The 20,574-nt window shown below is 46.3% G+C and carries 10 protein-coding genes; 9 read left to right on the forward strand and 1 reads right to left on the reverse strand.

Annotation, left to right across the window (positions count from 1 at the left end; translation table 11 throughout):
• The first annotated feature begins 27 nt into the window (after nucleotides 1–27).
• The 4 genes from ACX0G9_RS10315 to ACX0G9_RS10330 all read left to right on the forward strand — a co-directional run bounded on the left by ACX0G9_RS10315 (nucleotide 28) and on the right by ACX0G9_RS10330 (nucleotide 11,730).
• Entirely contained in the window at nucleotides 28–3,012 is a 2,985-nt protein-coding gene (locus ACX0G9_RS10315) for a SusC/RagA family TonB-linked outer membrane protein (RefSeq protein WP_459064815.1), read from the forward strand.
• A gap of 22 nt (nucleotides 3,013–3,034) precedes the next feature.
• On the forward strand, nucleotides 3,035–4,675 hold the full coding sequence (locus ACX0G9_RS10320) for a RagB/SusD family nutrient uptake outer membrane protein (RefSeq protein ID WP_459064816.1): 1,641 nt from the start codon (nucleotides 3,035–3,037) through the stop codon (nucleotides 4,673–4,675).
• Nucleotides 4,676–4,820: 145 nt separating this feature from the next.
• Complete coding sequence (locus ACX0G9_RS10325; RefSeq protein WP_459064817.1) at nucleotides 4,821–8,267, forward strand: VCBS repeat-containing protein; 3,447 nt, start codon at nucleotides 4,821–4,823, stop codon at nucleotides 8,265–8,267.
• A 64-nt stretch (nucleotides 8,268–8,331) separates the two neighbouring features.
• The gene (locus ACX0G9_RS10330) at nucleotides 8,332–11,730 is read left to right on the forward strand and encodes a VCBS repeat-containing protein (protein ID WP_459064818.1); all 3,399 of its coding nucleotides are present in this window, start codon (nucleotides 8,332–8,334) and stop codon (nucleotides 11,728–11,730) included.
• Here ACX0G9_RS10330 and ACX0G9_RS10335 read toward each other — a convergent pair.
• Nucleotides 11,727–12,644 (reverse strand): hypothetical protein, encoded by a 918-nt coding sequence (locus ACX0G9_RS10335; protein WP_459064819.1) that lies wholly within the window; start codon nucleotides 12,642–12,644, stop codon nucleotides 11,727–11,729. The two genes, ACX0G9_RS10330 and ACX0G9_RS10335, sit on opposite strands and share 4 nt — an antisense overlap.
• 140 nt (nucleotides 12,645–12,784) lie before the next feature.
• Here ACX0G9_RS10335 and ACX0G9_RS10340 point away from each other — a divergent pair, with 140 nt between their 5' ends.
• The 5 genes from ACX0G9_RS10340 to ACX0G9_RS10360 all read left to right on the forward strand — a co-directional run bounded on the left by ACX0G9_RS10340 (nucleotide 12,785) and on the right by ACX0G9_RS10360 (nucleotide 20,519).
• Entirely contained in the window at nucleotides 12,785–14,887 is a 2,103-nt protein-coding gene (locus ACX0G9_RS10340) for a glycoside hydrolase family 65 protein (RefSeq protein WP_459064820.1), read from the forward strand.
• Between the two features lie 540 nt (nucleotides 14,888–15,427).
• Nucleotides 15,428–16,342, forward strand: a complete 915-nt coding sequence (locus tag ACX0G9_RS10345; RefSeq protein ID WP_459064821.1) for a hypothetical protein — start codon at nucleotides 15,428–15,430, stop codon at nucleotides 16,340–16,342.
• An 83-nt stretch (nucleotides 16,343–16,425) separates the two neighbouring features.
• Complete coding sequence (locus tag ACX0G9_RS10350; RefSeq protein WP_459064822.1) at nucleotides 16,426–17,400, forward strand: Gfo/Idh/MocA family protein; 975 nt, start codon at nucleotides 16,426–16,428, stop codon at nucleotides 17,398–17,400.
• 7 nt (nucleotides 17,401–17,407) lie between these two features.
• Nucleotides 17,408–18,838 (forward strand): sugar transferase, encoded by a 1,431-nt coding sequence (locus tag ACX0G9_RS10355; protein ID WP_459064823.1) that lies wholly within the window; start codon nucleotides 17,408–17,410, stop codon nucleotides 18,836–18,838.
• A 79-nt stretch (nucleotides 18,839–18,917) separates the two neighbouring features.
• Nucleotides 18,918–20,519 carry a M1 family metallopeptidase gene (locus tag ACX0G9_RS10360; RefSeq protein ID WP_459064824.1) on the forward strand — a complete coding sequence of 534 codons (1,602 nt, stop codon included), beginning with the start codon at nucleotides 18,918–18,920 and terminating at the stop codon, nucleotides 20,517–20,519.
• Nucleotides 20,520–20,574 lie beyond the last annotated feature (55 nt).

Here is a 20,574-nt window from a genome sequence, read left to right on the forward strand (position 1 = left end):
AGCTCTTAATTGCTAAACTTTTGCTTTATGACCATTCAACGTTTACTTGCCAAAGTAGGAAGTCTTGCCCTCCTTTGTGTACTTTTCACACTATCTGCTTTCTCACAAACAAAAACAATCACCGGTAAAGTTTCAGACGACAAGGGGGCGCCAATCCAGGGAGCCACCGTTTCCGCAAATGGATCTAAGGCGGGATCTTCTTCCGGTGCAGACGGAACCTTCAGGATCGCGGTTCCTCAAAACGCCCAGACCCTCATCATCAGTTCAGTAGGATTTAATCAACAGGAAATCAGCATCGGGGATCAGACCTCGATCAATGTTACCCTGGCAACGGCCACGGCTAATTTGAATGAAATTGTGGTCATCGGTTATGGCACCGCCCGCAAAAAGGATCTTACCGGTTCGGTAGGTTCCGTAAAAGCAAAAGATTTTAACCAGGGTACGATCGCCGCTCCGGATCAGCTCCTGCAAGGTAAAGTTGCCGGTCTGGAAATTACCAGCAACAGCGGCCAGCCTGGTGCAGCCACTACGATTAAGATCAGGGGTAACAACTCCATCAGAGCGAACAACAATCCACTTTATGTAGTGGACGGAGTACCCCTGGATGGTAGAACGGCAAGACCTACTTTGGACCTGGGAAAGAATACCCTGGGATTCGGGCCGACCCCGGAATCCAATCCCTTGCTCTACATCAATCCCAATGACATTGCGCAAATGGATGTTTTGAAAGATGCCTCTGCTACAGCCATCTACGGTTCGAGAGGTGCCAACGGTATCATCGTGATCACCACCAAAAAATCAACATCCAGCGGTACGAAAATAGAGGTTGGTACAAATTTCGGATTTGCCGCCGGGTACATGCGAAAGTATAAAGTGTTAACAGCCTCCGAATTCAGGAGTTTTAGCACAAAAAATAATTTCAAAAACGACTCAGGCTCCACAGTTGATGCACTGAAAGCCATAACACAAAGTAACTTATCCCAAAACTATAGTTTAGCGTTTAGCGGAGGAAACGAAAACGGCAAATTCAGGGCTTCTTTTTATGCATCAAAAAATAATGGATTCATTAAGAAAACAGATTTGGAAAAGTACCTGGGAAATTTTTCCGGATCGTATAAATTCCTTGACAAACGTTTGACCTTGGAGTTTAACCTCATTGCCGGCCATACCAAGGAAGATATGGGCCTTATAAGCAACACGGCAGGGGCTGGTGGTAATTTAATGTCATGGGCATTAAATTGGAATCCAACGAGGTCATTTAGAAATTCAGCTGGTCTTTACCCGACGGCTAAACAGAGTTTTTCAGTTCCGAACCCAATTGCTGCGATCGATGCTTTTAATGATGTAGCCAAAGTAAATGTTTTTTTAGGAAATATTTCGGCTTCCTTTAAAATTACCAAGGACCTGGAATATAAGTTTTTATATGCAATCAACCAGGGAACTGGAACACGGAATACCAATATCGACGGATGGATAGATGGTATTCAGGGGATTTCGGGTACAGGATATGCGGCTATTTCAACCGGCGCATTGACTTCTCAGACCTTTACACATACCTTAAACTATAAGACCAGTCTGACCGAACACCTATTATTCGATGCAGTTGCAGGGTATGAATATTGGAAGACCGATTTTTCCAATACAACCGCTGCTGCAGCCCAGTTTAACACTAACCTGAATCAGACAACCCGGATCCCCATTCTTTATACCAGCTTTTTTCAAAACGCGAAAACATTTTATCCTTTAACTCCAACAATTGACCCAACCACCGAGATCCAATCGTATTTTGGCCGGGTGAATTTTAATTTATCGGATAAGTATTATTTAACGGCTACGATCAGAGCGGATGGTTCCAATAAATTCGGTTCGAACAACAGATATGGTTATTTCCCTTCCGTTGGGGCCAGGTGGGTTCTCAGTAATGAAGATTTCATGAAGAACAGCAACCTTTTCTCCAATTTGGGACTACGGGCATCCTGGGGCATTACAGGGAACCAGGAATTCCCTTCCGGCGCATCTCTTGAGCAATTCACTTCCACTGCTTATAATCAAATCGGACAAAGCAATGTGGCCAACCCCGATCTGAAATGGGAAAAAACGACTTCCATTAATATAGGCCTGGATTATTCTCTCCTGAAGAACAGAATCTACGGTTCTATCGATTATTACCGCAAGAACACGACCGACCTGCTGTTCCAGAGCACATCCATTCAACCAGCCCCAGCGTCTATTTTCTTTATTAATCTGCCCGCACACCTGATCAATACGGGAGTTGAATTTTCCATTGGAGCGAACATCGTTCAACAAAAATCATTCTCGTGGGATGCCGGCTTTAATATTGCCTATAATAAGAACAAGTTGACAGAATTCAACCAGGCACCTATTCCAACAGCTGCAGTTAGTGGACAAGGCGTTTCCGGAGCATTTGCCCAAATTATTACGAATAACCAACCCGTTAACGAATATTATTTAAAGAAATTCAAGGGCTATGATCAAAACGGGCAAAATCTAATTGATGACACGGCCAGCTTTGCAGGAGATCCAAATCCACATTACTTATTTGGATTCAACACTACTTTAACTTATAAGAAACTATCACTGACGCTGAACGCGAGCGGAGCAAGCGGATATCTGATCTATAACAATACGCATAACACCATCACAAATATCAGCAATATCAGTAACGGAAAGAACATTGACCGCGAAGGGCTGAATACTAAGGAATCTCTGAATAACGGTGTCGCTGCTTCAAGCCGGTACCTGGAAAGCGGGAATTTTCTAAAATTAAGGAATCTGACTTTTGCTTACCGGTTTGGCGATGTCGGACAGTATCTTAAGAATGTCAGTGCTTTTGTAAGTGGTACTAATCTGCTGGCTATCACCAAATTCTCAGGTTTTGATCCGGAAGTGAATGTGGACAAGAATAACAATAACTATCCTTCCAGGAATATGGAGTATATACCGTATCCCACCCCAAGAATTATTTCTTTTGGTGTAAATTTTGGATTATAAAAAAAGATAAAATTTAAGAATCATGAACACTTATAATCATATAAAGTTGCTCGCAGTCTTTTTCGCAACAGCTACAACAATAAGTTGTACCAAACTGGATCAGAATCTGCAAAGCTCTTTAACCAGCAAACAAACTGCGGATGCCTTGGGGGCAGCCTTCGTATTGCAGAACGCTTACAACGATGTGGGTCTCCCCTACTCCGATCTTGGCAATATCTTCGCCCTGGAAGAGGTTACTTCGGATGAATGTCTTGTTCCTACACGTAGCGGTGACTGGGATGATAACGGGAAATGGCGGGCTCTTCATCAGCATAACTGGAACACGGATGGGGTAGATATCATTCTGGCGCAGTTTAATACCCTTAATAAAATTCAATTCGACGCCACGAATGTAATGTTACCGGATTTTAAGGCAACCACTGAACAGGCCGCTGAGGCCAGATTCATACGCGCCCTCTCTCTTTACCAATTATTGGATCTATATGGCCAGTTTCCCTTCCGTAACCCGGGAGACAACTTATTAAAAGCTCCGATTGTCATGAGAGGGGATTCAGCCATCAATTTTATCATTAGTGAACTGACCACTATTTTGCCCCAGGTAGCCGATAACCCGGTAACCCAGGCAAATCCGGATGCAGTCAGATTACTGCTGATGAAATGTTATCTGAACAAGGGTGCTTTTTTACACAGAAGTGCCCCCACTTTCGACGATGCAGACATGCAGCAGGTTATAACCCTGGGAAATACGATCCTTGGTAATGGGAAATATTCCTACAGCAAAAATTATTTTGATAATTTCAGCCCGACAAATGACACTTCCAAAGAGATCATTTTTGCCTCACCAAATACCTCAGGCGTTTCAACTAATAATACGGGTATTCACAATAGGTGGTGGGCGACTCTCCATTACAACCAATATCAATCCAAACTTGGCTCACAGGGTGGGTGGAATGGTTTTTCCACCGTGGCTGAATTTTATAACTCTTTCGGAGTAAATTCTCCGGCAACCCATACACCAACCGATACTTTGTTGGATCCCAGGATTGGGGGAAGAATTTATAAAGGAGCGACGGAAATTTCCGGAGTCAGACCAGGCCTGATGATTGGGCAGCAATACAATGAAAAAGGGGAAAAATATTTGGACAGGAAAAATAACCTGCTGATTTTTGATCCCACTATTTCTCCTGATCTCAAAGAGACAGGGCCAAATCTTGAGCTTACCGGTATTCGGATCGCGAAATATCCTCCTGATTATTCCAATGGTGGGTCCAATTATTCTACTGCAGGTAACTGGTGCGTCATCTTCCGAACCGCAGATGTACTGTTGATGGTTGCAGAAGCCAAAATGCGTTCCGCAGCTGCAGACAATGCAGGTGCCCTGGCCCTCGTCAACCAGTTAAGAGCAAAAAGAGGCACAACGCCACTTGTTTCCATGACCCTGGTCAATACCGGCAATGTATACGATCCCGGCACATTGCTGGCAGAAAGAGGACGTGAATTGTACTGGGAGAGCGTCCGCAGAACGGATCTGATCCGTTTCGGCGTATTCAAGAATGCCTGGGCTTACAAGACGGCCAGCACCGATAAATACCTGGTGTTCCCTATTCCTACCCAGGCGCTTGCAGCTAACCCGAACCTGATACAAAACCCCGGTTATAATTAGTAGTACATTCTCTAATAATTAGTATTCCAACCGGATAGAAAATAATATATTTACTAAGGCCATTTTTTAATGGCCTTAGTTCTTTTATAGGGGTGCGGGAAAGTACCCGGATTTTTCTAACGAAAACCTTGTATCCAATAAAACGATGAGGTCCTTTTATCAATACTTATCCATTGCCTTTTTTTTCGGTCTTTTAGCTTGCAGACAGGAGCATAACAAGACCCTGTTCGAATTAATGGAAAATACCGGTATCCAATTCGAGAATGGCGTGAAGGATGGCAAACTGGAGAACAGTTTCCTTTTCCGGAATTTTTATAACGGAGGCGGCGTGGCTATCGGTGATCTTAACAATGACGGTCTGGCCGATGTGGTCCTCACCTCCAATATGGGTGATAATAAAATATACCTCAACAAAGGCGGCTTCAAATTCGACGACATCACCGCAAAGAGTGGGTTCCGGCAGGACAGTATGTGGAGCACCGGAGTCGTGCTGGTGGACATCAATAATGACGGATGGCTCGATATCTATATCTGCAACTCCGGTCACATGAGCAATGGTAACCGGCGAAACAAACTATACATCAATAATCATGACCTGAGTTTTACCGAATCCGCCGCTAAATATGGTTTGGATATATCGGCCTATACGACGCAGGTTTCTTTTTTCGATTATGATAACGACGGCGATCTTGACTGTTTTATGATCAACAACAGCCCGATCCCCGTCAATACGCTGAACAACTCTAACCGCCGGGATCTTCCCGATGCCCAATGGCCGGTAGCCGATTTTCTAAAGGGAGGAGGAGATCATCTTTTTCGCAACGATAATGGACATTTTACAGAAGTGACCAGGGAAGCAGGCATTCATGGAAGCCTTATCAGTTTCGGTTTGGGAGTATCGGTAGGCGATTTCAACGATGACGGCTGGCCCGATGTTTTTGTTTCTAACGACTCCTATGAGCGAGACTATCTGTATATTAATCAAAAGAACGGCACCTTTAAGGACGAATTGGTCGAACGCATGGGACATACCAGTTTCTCCTCCATGGGTGCAGATATCGCAGATATCAATAATGACGGATCCCCCGAAATATTTACCACCGATATGCTCCCGGATGACGACTACCGTCTCAAGACCCTGGGTGCTTTCGATAATATCGATTTGTATTCGGCCAAGGAAAAAGCGGGATTTTTTCATCAATACATGAAGAACTGTCTGCAACTGAACAAGGGCAATGGAACCTTCATGGATATCGCCAATTACAGCGGTGTCTCGGCCACTGACTGGTCATGGGGCGCCTTGTTATTCGACATGGACAATGACGGGTATAATGATATCTATGTCTGCAACGGCGTAAACAAGGATGTTACTAACCTGGATTTTATGGACTTTTTTGCCGACGATATCATCCAGAAAATGGTCCTGACCGGCAAAAAGGATGGGATTGAACATATCCTGGAAAAAATACCTGTCAACCCCATGCTGCATAAAGCCTACCGGAACATGGGCAATCTCCGGTTTTCCGATGAGGGCCCTGCCTGGGGATTTACGCAGCGTTCCTTTTCCAACGGAGCTGCCTATGGGGACCTGGACAATGATGGCGCACTCGATCTGGTAGTGAATAACGAGAACGGACCTGCCTTCATTTACAAGAACAATGCCCGTTCCATCAATAAAAATAATTACATAGGCGTTCTGTTAAAAGGAAAGGGCCAGAATACCTTTGCCATCGGCAGCAAGATCAAACTATATAAGGGCAACCGGGTCTTTTACCGTGAGGTCGTTCCCAGCAGGGGTTTTCAGTCTTCTGTTGATTACAAGCAGATCCTGGGTCTGGGAGGGATCACCGCAGTGGATTCCATGATCATTACCTGGCCGGACCGGTCTTTTACAAAGATCGATCATCCCGGGATCAACCAGGTCCACATCATTACCGAAGAAACGGGAAAGAACAACCTTGTTCCTGCTGAAAATCATTCCAGGCCCGATCCTTCCGGGGCAAACGGCTCCGTCAATTCACCCCTCTCCTCAGCAGTCCTCCTTCAACCCGTAAAGAACAATTTTGACAAACAGGAGGAAGATGACTATGTAGATTTCCACTATGAACGTAACCTGCCCAAAATGCTTTCCCGCGAAGGGCCCAAGGCGGCGGTGGGAGATGTGAACGGAGATGGGCTTGCCGATATTTTTATCGGTGGCACAGCCGGCCATTCGGGACAGATCTATTTGCAAACTCCCTCCGGCGGCTTTACGAAAAAACCGCAGCCGGGTCTTGAATTATATAAAGATTTTGAAGATGAAGCGGTATTATTCTTCGATGCGGATCAGGATGGGGATCTCGACCTCTTCATAGGGCCCGGCGGAAATAATAACCCTCCGGATAGTCGTCAGATGCAATTCCGTCTTTTCAAAAATGATGGAAAAGGCAATTTCACGCTGGATCCGGATGCCTTTCCCAACAATACCCATGGAATGAATACTGCCATTGCCGTAACGGCCGATTTTAACCGGGACGGCTATGCGGATCTTTTTATCGGAGGCAGGAGCGTTCCGCGGGAATATGGCTCTACCCCGGCCAGTTACCTGTTCGTCAATGATGGCAAGGGACATTTCACGGATATCGCCAGGACAAAAAACCCGGATATAGCAGGTATAGGTATGGTCACCGGGGCAGTATGGGCGGATATTACGGGAGATCAGGAAAAGGAACTGATCATCACCGGGGAATGGATGGCCCCCCGCATTTTTTCTTTCCGGGGGGATCGGTTCGAAGAGATCCGGACAAATCTGGACAATCTCTCCGGCTGGTGGCAGACCGTTGTTGCGGCCGATGTCAACGGAGATGGCCGGGCCGACCTTATCCTGGGAAATATCGGGGAAAATTTTTACCTCCGCCCGGACTCTTTACATCCGGTCAAACTCTGGCTTAACGATTTCGATCAGAATAATATCATAGACAAGGTCATGACCCGCAGCGTAGCCGGCAAGGATATGCCCGTATTTCTGAAACACGATCTGGAAGCCCAGATCCCTTCCCTCAAAAAGCAGAACCTCAAACATGGTTCCTTTGCCAAAAAATCCATACAGGAATTATTTCCCCCTGCCCTGCTGGACAGCTCCCGGGTCAGGATATTTAATTACCCCAGGTCCATTGTGGCCCTTAATGAAGGTAACGGCCATTTTTCCATTCGCCCCTTACCCGTTCTGGCCCAGCTTTCTTCTGTAAATGCCATCCTTCCCGTTGATGTCAACCATGATGGTTATACGGACCTTGTTATGGGAGGCAATGAATTTGGTTTCCTGCCCCAGTTCGGAAGACTGGACGCCGGGGACGGGCAGGTATGGCTGAACGATGGCAAAGGGGAATTCACTATGATGAGCCATAACCTTTCGGGTCTGGATCTGCGTGGGCAGATCAGGGATATCGTTAAAATTCCAGGAAAAGACAGGGACTATATATTGATCCTTCAGAACGATGAATACCCGGTCTTACTGGCCCTTTCTGCTAAATCCACCAGCCCCGCAGGGGATTCCGGGAAAGGTAATAAATCGCCGGGAGCAGGCTCTGCGTTGCCGGATAAGAATAAATAATAGAACTTACAGCCTGAAGCTTGTAATTTCAGGGTGATAATAATCCCGAACAAATAATGCCGTCATGATTCAAATTGCCCGGAACTTTATCTGTCTGGTTGGATTGGGGATGCTGAGCCTTTTATCTGGCTGCCGTTCCCGTAATGTCGCTCAGGTGGACAGTCCGGTATTCGAAGTACTTGACCACACGAGAACGGGATTGGATTTCAGTAATACCCTTCACCCAACCCGTGCATTTAATGTATTCGACTACATGTATTATTATAATGGAGGAGGGGTGGGTGCCGGGGATTTTAACAATGACGGGCGAACAGATCTGTTTTTCGCCGCTAACCAGGGAGCTAACAGACTTTATCTAAATACCGGCGATCTTCATTTTAAAGATGTGACCGAAGCGGCCGGTATACCGGAGGACAGTACCTGGTCGACAGGAGTTTCCATAGTGGATATTAACAATGACGGACTGCTGGACATCTATATATGTAAGGTAAGCAAACTGGATGGGGTACCTTCCGGGCACAATCAGTTACTGGTCTGCCAGGGAATAGATAAAAATGGCATTCCCACCTATCTGGATAAAGCCAAAGATTATGGTCTTGATTTTTCCGGATTCAGTACGCAGGCCGTTTTTTTTGATTATGACGGTGACGGAGATCTCGACATGTACCTGCTTAACCATACTGTACACCAGAATGGAACCTATGGACGCCGCCAGGAAAAACTGGCCACCTTCAGCCCTTATTCCGGTGACCGGCTTTTTCGAAACGAAGGAACGGGGCGCTTTACCGATGTGACCAAAGAGTCCGGCATCCATAGCTCCGTCATCGGTTTTGGATTAGGCATCACCGTTTCGGACATCGACCTGGATGGCTACCCTGACATCTATGTCAGCAATGATTTTCACGAAAACGACTATCTCTATATCAACCGGCACGATGGCCGGTTCACGGATGAAATGCAGGACCGGATCATGCATACCAGCCGGTTCTCCATGGGCGTAGATGTGGCTGACGCCAATAATGACGGATACCCGGAGATCATATCGATGGATATGCTGCCGTCCGACCCCTATATTCTGAAGCGGTCCGAAGGGGAAGACTCCTGGGATAATTTTTTCATGAAGCTCGCTTTTGGATACAACTATCAATATACCCGGAATAACCTGCAATTGAACCGGCGCAACGGGCAGTTCAGTGAGATAGGGTTATACGCCGGGATCGCTGCTACGGATTGGTCCTGGTCTCCGTTGTGGGTGGATTTCGATAATGACGGATTAAAAGACCTTTTTATTACGAATGGCATACCCAAACGGTTGAATGATATCGACTATATCCATTTCATCTCCAATATGGAATTGCAGGAGAAAATGCAGGACAAAAGTCAGGATACCAAAGACCTGGATCTCATTAAAAAATTTCCGGAAATAAAACTGCCCAGTAAATTCTTCAGGAATGCCGGACAAATGCACTTTGAGGATCTGGAGCAGCAGATCGCCGGGTCCCGGCCTACTTATTCGAACGGGGCCATTTATGCCGATCTCGATGGTGATGGCGACCTGGATCTTGTGGTCAATAATATAGACGACGCAGCCCTAATTTACCGGAATACCTGTAATGACCGTCAAAAAAAACGCAGTGTCGATATTCTTTTAAAAGGTCCGGAAAAAAACATCAACGCTTTGGGTGCCAAACTGATCCTTTTTGCCGGCGGTGGCATCCGCACTTATGAAAAGTACCCGGTCAGGGGTTTTCTCAGCAGTATGGAGACCCCCATGCATATCGGCCTTGATCAGACCCGGGTGGATTCCCTTTTCCTGGTCTGGCCGGACAATACCTTTCAAAAAGTAAAGCTAACAGATAAGGACAGCCTTTTAAAATTGGTTTATGAGAAAGGGCTCCCAAAATTTGACTATTCCCTGCTGGCTGCTTTTTGGAAAAATCCGGCCACGCCCCTCAAAGATATAACCAGGACCAGCGGACTGTTGCACAAACACGAAGAAAATGATTTTCATGAATTCGACCGCGAACCACTCCTGCCCCATATGCTGTCTACAGAAGGGCCGGCCCTGGCCATCGGAGATATGAACAGGGACGGGAACGAAGATGTATTCATCGGGGGTTCGAAATGGAAGAAAAAATCACTGTTTCTGCAAAGCGGCTCAGGAAAGTTCACCCTAATGCCGCAACCGGATCTGGACAAAGACAGTACTTACGAAGATGTCGATGCCTGTTGGGCGGACGTGAACGGGGATGGAAACGAGGATCTGGTAGTAGCCAGCGGAGGAAATGAATATTATGGCCCTGACCCTTTTCTTTCACCGAGGGTGTATCTGAATGACGGTAAAGGACAGCTGAAAAGATTCCCTCAGGCATTCGACAGTTTGTATGTCAATGCCTCCTGCGTGGCCCCTGCAGATTTTAACGGTGATGGATCCGTCGACCTTTTTATAGGCGGAAGATCGGTGCCTTTCAATTACGGGGAGATCCCTCATTCCTATCTTCTCCGGAATGATGGCAGCGGGAAATTTACCGATGTGACGGACAAACTGGCCAAAGACCTTTCCACTATCGGTTTTGTCACCCGGGCCCTTTGGTTCGATCTGGATAAGGACGGGCAAAAAGACCTGATCCTCTCCCTGGAATGGGGCGGGATCATAGCCTTCCTGAATCATAAAGGCGTCTTTACCAAAAAGATTCTGACGGATAAAAAAGGGTGGTGGAATTTTATACTGCCCGTCGACATCGATAACGATGGGGACATCGATCTGGTCGCAGGAAACCTGGGGCTGAACAGCCGTCTTAAGGCATCGGTAAAAGAACCGGTCCGGATGTATGTCTATGATTTTGATGGGAATGGGAAAAAAGAACAGATCCTCACTTATTACCTGAATGGGAAGGAGATACCCTTTGCCAATAAAGAGGAACTGGAAAAGCAGATCCCCGGTATGAAAAAAAGTTTTCTGTATGCCGAGGATTTCGCCAGGGCTACCATGAACGATCTGTTTTCAGCAGAGAAACTTCAAAAAGCCGATACGCTTAGCGCCGATTATTTTTCCAACGCGATCCTGGTCAACCAGGGAAACCTGGATTTTAAGGTAGAGGCCATGCCCTGGGAAGCGCAATTATCGCCCTACCGGGATGCCGTAGTGGTAGATGCCAATGGGGATAGCCTCCCGGATCTGTTCCTGGTCGGTAACTTCTATGAGAATAATATCCAGATGGGCCGTTACGACGCGGATTACGGAACGATCCTGCTGAATAAAGGTCACAATTCCTTCAGCGCAGAAACCCTCAACGGGGTGGTCCTCAAAGGTCAGACGCGCCATATCAAAAAGATCGGTATAGCCGGAAAGGACAACGGAGATCAAAGTAAAAAGGAAGCATATATCCTGGTGCGTAACAATGACAGCACGATGGTACTCTCTTTTGACCGTAAACAATTTACACAGCCCGTCAAAAATTAAGGAACCGCCTGCACCACCCTGGTGATCCATCGGGTGGTATCCGGCTCCTGATTCCTTTCGGTGACCAGGGATTGAAAGGAGGTTCCCATGGCCGATTGCTGATAATCGGAAACATATTGCTGTAATTGTTCCAGAGCTTTATTTGCCTGCCAGGGCCCGCCCCTTATCTCCCCAACCATAATTTTCCAGGGCACATACCGCTGCGGAAGCAGGGAGCCGTTCTTTTTCAATTCTTTATTCGTAGGAATAGCGATAGTGGTCTCAAAGGAACCATCCTTTTTTTGAACGGGGTTCATCATAGGATGATTGATCTCTTTGGCACCCTGGCCGGCAATATAGGTCCTGATAGCGGCAATACGTTCGTAGATCTCAGCGGTGGAAGGATAGGAAGGAGTAAGCAGATAGGTGGCCACAAGGGTGGAATCCCTGGACATGGCCTCCTTGATATCGATCCCGTATACATTTTCTTTCTTTTCTAAAAAGGTCCGCAGGTTTGCCAGGGTTACAGCCATATGATCCCGTATCCTGACCGCTTCCCGGTACCTGACAATCCTGGTCACCGGGTTAAGACCGGATGGGAAATTGCATTGCCATTGCAGAAGGGTCGAATCGATTCCCCCACCAGGCAGGACCGTTAATTTGCTGACTATCCGGAGGTCTCCTTTAATAAAGGAGAGCCCGACCTGGTGATAGAACTTACCGGTGATCAGGAATGAATCCTCCCCGCGATCCTGCGGAGGCCACCATTTATTCCAGTTCTTATCTTCACTGATCGTCCTGAATGCAGCCGAAGGGTTACAGCGAACCCCTTCGACCCTGGCTATGACCAGATTCCCGGGAATTAAAAAATAGATACCGGCAAACCCTGCAAACAATACAAAGGCAAAAATTCCTGCTAACCATCTTCTGTTCATAAGAGTACTCAATTAAGGCCAATCGTTAATACTTCACATTTTTTAATACCAATCATCAATACTTCACATTTTTCAACGACACCGAAAATAAACAATAATGTGTAAATTAGCCCCTAACTACCAGAAAAACAGGTAATACCATGATGCGACAAACAATGCTTCCCCTGGTTATCCGTCTTGGAAAAGGCTGCCTGATGCTGGCAATCGTGCAGATTCATTTTTCACAGGCTTTTGCCCAAACCATGACGGCCACACCAGCCAGCACTCCATCCATCGATCCCTGGATCATCCGGACAGAGGCGATCGATCCGGCATCTCCCTATTATGGAGTCACGGTTGCCAATGGCATGCTGGGGATCGTATCTTCCACCGATCCGTTCCGGGCAAAAGATATCGTATTGAACGGCGCCTTCGATTTGTATGGCCGCGGGCGGGTAAGTAATATCCTGAAGACCTTCAACTTTGTAAATGGTTACCTGGAAATCGACGGCGAAAGGATCGAACATTTTTCTTCCGGCTCACATATGCAGCAGGAATTGGATATGCGGCATGGCAAACTGACCACCCGTTTTGATGTTGCGGATAAAGCCTCCGTCAGTTATACCTGGTACGCACTCCGGCATTTGCCCTATACGGCCCTGGTAGAAATATCCATAACGGCCAAAAAAGATATCGATATCACTCCGGCAAGTGTCATGGAAGCGCCGGATATGCTGAAAGATGTTCAGAACTATTACAACGAGATCGACAGACCCCATGTCAAAATTTCCCTGCTTACTTCTACGGCCAGGAGCCCTACCGGTAAACTGTTGATGGCGGCCTCCAATAGTTTTCTTTTCGATGAACCACACGGATCCGAGCCGGCGGTCATTCATGAAATGTGGGACAACAATATGCATCTGCTAAAATTCAGGAAGAAACTGACAGCAGGGACGACCTATCACTTTTCCATTGTGGGATCCGCTATTACTTCGGCACAAAATGAGGATCCGCTTAATGAAGCCGAACGGCTCACCCTTTTCGCCACCCTGGAGGGAACGCGCCGGCTTTCGGCCTTTCATGAGCTTGCCTGGGATGACCTGTGGAAGAGTGATATCCGGGTAGAGGGAGATGAAACCAGCCAACGGGATATTCACTCCATGCTTTATCATCTTTATTCTTTCGCCCGGCAGGGAACTTCCTACGGTCTTTCGCCGATGGGTTTGAGCGGCTTGGGTTATAATGGTCACTCTTTCTGGGACACCGAGATCTGGATGTTCCCCGCCCTGCTCCTGTTACAGCCAAAGATCGCAGCCTCCCTGATGGAATACCGATTCCGGCGTTTGCCCGAAGCCCGCAGCAATGCTTATGCCCATGGTTATAAAGGAGCGATGTTCCCCTGGGAAAGCGCAGCCAGCGGTAATGAAGAGACTCCCGTCTGGGCGCTCAGCGGGCCTTTTGAACACCATATAACAGCCGATATTGCCATCGCCGCCTGGAGTTATTATTGTGTAACGCAGGACAAGACCTGGTTAAAAGAAAAGGGGTATCCTCTCCTTAAGGAGACGGCAGATTTTTGGGCAAGCCGGGTGGAAAGAAACGGTCCGGGCCATTATGATATCACAAATGTAGTGGCAGCGGATGAATGGGCAGAGAACGTGGATAACAATGCGTTTACCAATGCGGCCGCCCGCGCCAATTTGTTATATGCCACCGAAGCCGCCCGGCTATTGGGATTAACTCCCGATCCGGACTGGATAACCGTGCGGAATAATATCCCCATTTTGCATTTTGAGAACGGGATTACCCGCGAACATGCCTCCTATCAGGGAGAAAAGATCAAACAGGCTGACGTCAATTTGCTGGCCTATCCTTTAAAAGAAATAACCAACCCTGCCGCCATCCGGAAAGACCTGGAATATTACCAGCCAAGAGTTGGTGAAGGCCCGGCGATGACCCATGCGATATTCTCTATCCTCTACTCCAGGCTGGGATTGCCGGACAAGGCTTACCAGGCTTTCCAAACAGGTTATACGGCGAATCTGAGACCGCCCTTTGGCGTTCTGGCAGAAACGGCGACCGGTAACAACCCCTACTTCGCCACAGGTGCAGGAGGCATGTTACAGGCCATGCTGAATGGTTTCGGAGGACTGGAGATCACTCCTTCGGGAATAATACAGCTGAAAACCAGCCTGCCCGCAGGCTGGAAATCCCTGGAACTAACGGGTATCGGACCGGACCTGCGTACGTACCGGGTGAAATAAACCCGGTATCAGGATTAATATCAGATCTGTACCCGAATTTGTATCGGGAGCTGTATCCAAAATAGTATCCGGAGGATATTAACCCTGCATTAAAATTTGTCGTTTTTTTTATAAGAATTCCGGCTGGGTAATGGATTACCTGTCCAGGAAACTAATACCTTATAAATTCCTCACTTATAAATACTTATCACTAATATAAGTAGAACCATTTACCTGTTTTTAAAAGGGAATATGATCAAAGGGGGATATATGTAAATAAACTATATTTCCCTTACACATAACAGTAAGATTTTTTTTGCGTTATAGGCATCGGTTGGACTTTAGTAATTCTGGCACGATCTTTTTATGTTAGCCAGTTCACCAGGTCCTACTGTTTTAAGAGTCTGAGGTAAAAGGAATATACGGTATTGTTTTTGTACTACAATAATTGTAAGATAAAAATAATATGACAACCTCTTTTTTTGTGTAATTTAAAAATAGGTTGTACTTTTAATCTGTAGCAGGCTCTTTTACAGAACATTAAACATTGTAAAAGATTTTATGTCGATTAAAAAAATAGTGACCGTATTTAAGAAGCCATTCAGGAATCTATATTTCCTGATGTTTTTAAATGGTTTTCTGCTGGCATCCATTTTTTATTTTAAAATGGAATCCACCTATGAAAATGGGCTGTTCCTTTCCATAAAAAACACGATCAACCGCCAATTAGATGCCAATGACACGCAGGATTCGATTGTGATCAAGGCAATGAAGGAATGTAATTACCTGATGACCGACCGGGCTTCCACTTTTCAGTATGGAGCAGCACCGTTGGGTCCTCAAGCTGATTTTTTCCATTCCACAGCCGTAGATCTGATGACGACCCGGGGTGCCTGCGGCAGTTACTCACAGGTGCTGGCCAGGATTCTGCAAACCTATCAATTTCCCATCCGGATAGCTCAAATGAAGGCAGACGGAGTTTTTGCCGCACATAATATAGTAGAAGTAAAGACCGGTAAAGACTGGGTAGTTTTGGATCCGACCTTTAATGCTCATTTTGTCCGGCCAGATGGAAAATTAGCCAGCTTCGCCGATGTAAAAGGCGACTGGTCTTATTACTCCAAACAGGTTCCTCCTGGTTATGATCTGAAATACCGGTATGAAGATGTGCGGTATTCCAACTGGGGTAAGCTCCCTTTTCTGTCTCCCCTTGTCAAAGGTCTTTTCAAACTTTTCCTGGGTTCCGAGAAAATAGAAACCTTTTCCCTGCGGACCTATTTTTTGAAAGTTTACGAACTCTATTTTTATTTCACCATACTCATCTATATCCCGGTGTTCCTGTTCACAATAAGCCAGTTTGTAAAAACCAAGCTTTTCCCTGCCCGGGACATTCCATTCACCTTTACCAATCTTATCAAGTATCTGAAACCTCTCTTCGGTGAAATAATTCCTGGCAAAAGGGTACAGAGCTTTTAAATTGTTTATGGAGCCGTATAGTTTCGCCCACAAAGGGATAGGCTGCTGGTTTTACCTATATTTGGCCCATAAAAAAATAATAAATGCTTAAAGTTGGTGTTTTTGGAGTGGGCCATCTTGGAAAATTTCATCTGAATAATTGGAAAGAGATAAAAAAAGTGGAATTGGCCGGCTTTTACGACCCGAATGATGCAATAGCCCGCGAAGTCTCCGAAAAATACCAGATACCCAGGTTCGAGGACCCGGAGCTGCTGATGGACGCCTGTGATATGGTGGATATTATCGCCCCCACTCCTTTCCATTTCTCCCTCTGTGAAAAAGCAATCCGTAAGGGTAAACATGTATTTGTGGAAAAACCTTTGGCAAATACCATGGAAGAAGCCAGGGAGCTGGTCAAACTGGTAAAAGAATCGAATGTCAAATTACAGGTGGGTCATGTGGAACGGTTCAATCCGGCCTATCTTGCTATACAAGGCACCCAGCTTAATCCGCTGTTTATCGAGGTCCATCGCCTGGCCCAATTTAATCCAAGAGGTACCGAGGTCAGCGTCATTCTCGACCTTATGATCCATGATATCGATATTATTCTGAGCCTGGTAAAAAGCGAAGTAAAAAATATATCGGCCAGCGGGGTCGCGGTAATGACCGATACCCCTGATATTGCCAGCGTGCGTATCGAATTTAATAACGGGTGTGTAGCCAACCTCACCTCGAGCCGTATTTCCATGAAAAAAATGCGGAAAATGCGTCTCTTCCAGAAAGATGCCTATATAGGTATCGATTTCCTCAATAAAAAAACCGAGATCATTAAATTAAAAACTCCCCAGGATCTGGATGTTTTTTCCTTCGATATCGATACCCCGAATGGCAAAAAGACGATCGCTTTATCCAATCCATCCGTTCCGGAAGTAAACGCTATCCGCTTGGAATTGGAAAAATTTTGTGACGCGGTGCTTGGAAATACCCCAACCCTGGTATCGGAAGTCGATGGATTCCGGGCTATGGATATCGCACACCAGATCCTGCAAAAAATAAAACATAATACCATCAATTCCTGATCGGATCATGGCGGTAAGAAAGAAAGCAAATATCAGCATACATATCCTTTGGTATATTCTCAGCGATTATTTTGCCGCTTTGCTTACCTCCTTCATCTTTCATTTTAGTCGCCGGATCCTGCTTTCCGAAACAATTTTCAGGAATAATACCCTCATACTTACCCAGCGTTTCTGGCTGGGCAGCATCACTATCCCGCTGGGTTGGCTGGTACTTTATTCATTAACCGGCTCCTATCTTTCTCTTTATAAAAAATCAAGGCTGAATGAGATCACCAATACTTTTATCTGTAGCATCATCGGTTGTACGACTGTATTTTTCGCGATCGTCATCAATGACCCGGTGAAAGACTATCACTATTTCTATAAAACCTATTTCATATTTCTTTCCGCCCAGTTCCTGTTTACCCTGGCAGGCAGAATGACCATTCTCAATATCGTCCGCAGCCAGGTTGAAAAAGGCAAAATAGTATTTAATACCCTGCTGGTTGGCTCCAATGCCGTAGCTACGAAAATATATAAAGAGTCTTTGGAAGGATTACGCGCATCCGGCTATCATTATGCCGGCTATATCAGCAATGATAAGCAGCAGCATAACGGCATCGCCACCTATCTTCCGCAATTGGGTACTTCCGGAGATCTTGAAAAGGCAATAGACCGGAACCATATTGAAATGGTGGTGGTGGCCCTGGAAAGATCGGATAAAGAAGAGGTGGAAAAGATCATCGAACAATTGAGCAATAAGGATGTGGAGATAAAGATCATTCCCAGCACCCTGGATATCCTGTCCGGCTCTGTCAGGACCAGCAATGTTTTTGGCGCCGTTCTTTCCGATATCCATACCGGATTGATCCCTGACTGGCAACAAAATTGCAAACGCCTGATCGATGTGCTGGTCTCGATATTTGGCCTCCTGTTCCTTTCCCCGCTGATCCTTTTTGCAGCCATACGGGTTAGGCTTACTTCCCCCGGACCCATATTTTACCAGCAGGAACGTATAGGTTATAAAGGGAAGAAATTCCAGATTTATAAAATACGTTCCATGCAGGTGGATGCCGAGAAGAACGGTCCGGCCCTTTCCTCCCTGAATGATCAACGGGTCACGCCCTGGGGAAAAACGATGCGAAAATGGCGAATCGACGAACTGCCGCAACTCTGGAATATCCTGAAAGGCGAAATGAGCCTGGTAGGCCCGCGGCCCGAACGTCAGTTTTATGTGGATCAGCTGCATCATCGTTCCCCATATTTCCGTTATCTCCTGAAAGTTAAACCAGGGCTCACTTCCTGGGGAATGATCCAGTTTGGTTATGCAGAAAATGTGGAGGAAATGGTGGAACGCATGCAATATGACCTGATGTACGTAGAAAATGTTTCCCTGGGTCTTGACCTGAAGATCATGCTCCATACCTTGCGGATCATTTTCAGCGGGCAGGGAAAGTAATGAGAATGTTATGGGAGAATGTAATGGGGGAATGTAATGAGGGAATGTAATGAGGGAAAAATAATGGCCATCATATAAAATGAAAATTATCCTGCTCTTTTCTTTAACCATAGCCCTTGGGGCTGGTGCTCAGACTGACCCTAAAGCTGGCCTCCGGGCCAAACCGGTTGCGCAGCAGCCTTACTGGCAACAGGAAGTCCATTATGTTATCCGTGTAGCGCTGAACGACGCAGATCATTCCCTGAAAGGTTTCGAAACGATCGAATACGTCAACCATTCACCCGATACGCTCACTTATCTTTTTTTTCATCTTTGGCCTAATGCCTATAAAGACAGTACTACAGCACTTTACCGGCAACTGACACAGATAGAAGAAAGAAAGGATAAACTTAAGAAAATAAAGGAAAATGGTTATATCGACCGGTTGGCATTTACCGTCAATGGCACAAAGATCGATACGGAAGAACATCCTCAGCATAAGGATATCATCAAACTCCTGTTGCCCTTTAACCTGCTTCCCGGTGAAGTGATAACGATTGCTACTCCCTTTTTTGTAAAAATTCCTTCTTATTTTTCTCGTTTGGGTCATGAGGGCCAGAGCTATATGATCAGCCAATGGTATCCCAAACCGGCTGTTTATGACCGAAAGGGCTGGCATGAGATGCCCTATCTGGATCAGGGGGAATTTTACAGCGAATTCGGCACCTTCGATGTACAAATTACCTTGCCCGCGGCCTACACCGTAGGGGCCACGGGGCAGGAACAGCATCCAGCCGGATCTGCCGGAGTCGCCGGTCACGCTCACCACGATCGCCATGCCCTCAAAACCCTGGACTATCACGCCGAAAACGTACATGATTTTGCCTGGTTTGCCGACAAATATCTGATAACCGACCATGATACGCTGGGGCTGCCCTCCGGTAAGGTCATCGATGTATACTCCTATTACCGTCACGGAATAAACAGAAAATGGCAAAATAGCATTTCCTATATTAAAGATGCCGTCAGGCACTACTCTGATTGGATAGGAGAATATCCCTACCCTGTAGTCAGCACGGTGGAAGGTCCCGGGAACAGCTCCTCAGGAGGAATGGAATATCCCATGATCACCCTGATCACCAGCCCTGGTGCGGGAAAGTCAGAACTCGATGGAGTAATCGCCCATGAGGTCGGTCATAACTGGTTTTATGGGGCCCTGGGAAGTAATGAGCGGGAACATCCCTGGATGGATGAGGGCCTCAACACCTTTTATGAATTCCGGTATGAAGCGGAGAAATACCGTTTTAATATGATGATGGGGTCGATGATCCCGGAAGAAATTCGCAAACTGGATACAGAAGACTTCCTGGATGCCGTTTATAAAGTGCTCAACCGGTTGAAGGCCACCCAACCGGTTGAAACACCGGCAACCGGTTTCTCCTCGGAAACGGAATACGGGCTGGTAATCTATGCCAGGACTGCCGTTTGGGTACACCTGCTGGAAAGAACCATGGGTAGTTCCGCCTTTGAAAAGGGGATGAAGGACTATTACAGGGAATGGAAAGGTAAACATCCCTATCCGGAAGATCTGAAGGCCAGTCTTGAAAACAGTTCCCATCTCAACCTGGACCAGCAATTTGAGCTGTTGAACCAAACCGGCTCCTTCCCAAACCTATACAAGGACGATCATAAAACAAGATAAAACCAGCCGGGATACAAACAAACACAAGATAAACTAAGGCGATTCGTTATTTTTG

The organism is Flavitalea flava, assembly GCF_054461575.1.